1 protein-coding gene is annotated in these 1,413 nt (G+C 63.1%); it reads left to right on the top strand.

Annotation, left to right across the window (positions count from 1 at the left end; translation table 11 throughout):
• The coding region (locus NKH52_RS35290) for a hydantoinase/oxoprolinase family protein (RefSeq protein WP_352736886.1) at nt 1-1,301 on the top strand (1,301 nt) is incomplete at its 5' end.
• Between the last annotated feature and the right edge of the window lie 112 nt (nt 1,302-1,413).

The raw sequence follows: 1,413 nt of genomic DNA, 5'->3' as shown, positions 1-1,413 counted from the left end.
AGATGCTGCGGCGGCCAATCTACAGCGTCATGTCGGGGCCGACGCTGGCGCCGATGGCCGCGCTGGCGCTGAGCGACGAAGCCAATGTCATCGTCGGTGACATGGGCGGCACCACATTCGACGTCTCGGCTTTGCGTGACCACCAGATCATCGTCACCCCGGACAGCATGATCCACGATGACTCGCTCGGCATCGCGAAAGTCGATGTGAGATCGGTTGGCGCCGGCGGCGGGTCCATAGCCTGGGTCGACGATGGCGGCCTGCTGCGGGTCGGTCCCCAAAGCGCTGGCGCGCGGCCGGGGCCGGCATGCTACGGGGTGGGCGGCACCGAGCCGACGGTCACCGATGCCAATGTCGTGCTCGGCATCATTGACCCGGATTATTTTCTCGGCGGCCGGATCAAGATCAGCCGCGATCTGGCCGAGAAAGCGGTTGCGAGCATCGCGACGCGGCTCGGCATCCCGCTGCTCGACGCGGCTTACGCCATCCAGACCACCAGCAACCACAACATGGTCGGGGCCATCGAGGAAATCACCATTCGCGAGGGCATAAACCCACGCGACAGTTTCTTTGTCTGCGGCGGCGGCGCGACCGCCATCCACATCGCCGAGATGGCCGACATATTGGGCTTGAAACGCTACATGATCCCGCGCTTCATGGCCGGGCTGAGCGCGTTCGGCGGGTTGATCTCGGATATCACGCGCGAGGAAAGCGCGGTTTTCCTGACCTCGAGCCGGCGCTTCGACGCCGCCGGCGTCTCCGACATCCTGGCGCGGTTGAAGGTATCGGGCGAGGCATTCCTCGAACAGGCCGGCGTTGAACCCGAGCTGCGGCGTTTTGAGTTCTCCTTTCTTGGTCGCTACGAGTACCAGTCCTGGGAGATCGAGGTCCATTTCGAGGCCAATGAGGCGCGTCTCGACGCGGCGAAACTGCCAGGTCTCGTCGAAGCGTTTCATCAGATGCACGAACGCATTTATTCAATCAGATCCGACCGCGACATTGTCGAATTCACCAACTGGAAGCTGCGCGCGGTGGGCAAGCGGGCTAACCAGGATGCTTGGAAGGAGTTCAGGTTGGCCGACCAGGCGACGGCGCCGGTCGCCAAGACCCATCGGCCAGCTTATTTGCATGAAACCCGGCGGACGAGCTTTCTGCCCGTGTACGACATGGACCAGCTGGGCGCGGGGGCGGCGCTTGACGGCCCCTGCCTAGTTGAGGCGACGACGTTCACCGCCTTCCTCAAGGACGGACATCGCGGGCGCGTCGACCCGCAAGGCAACATCGTCGTGACCGTCGATTGACACCAACCTTCCCGAGCAAGGCACCGTAAAATGAATTCACCTGTCATTCGCCTGGAGACGCCAACGCGCCGCGTCGATCCGTTCCTGATGTCGGTTCTGAAAAGCCGGTTCG

The sequence above is a fragment of the Mesorhizobium sp. M1066 genome (assembly GCF_040318635.1).
GTDB lineage: Bacteria > Pseudomonadota > Alphaproteobacteria > Rhizobiales > Rhizobiaceae > Mesorhizobium.
This window is presented reverse-complemented; position numbering and strand designations above follow the sequence as displayed.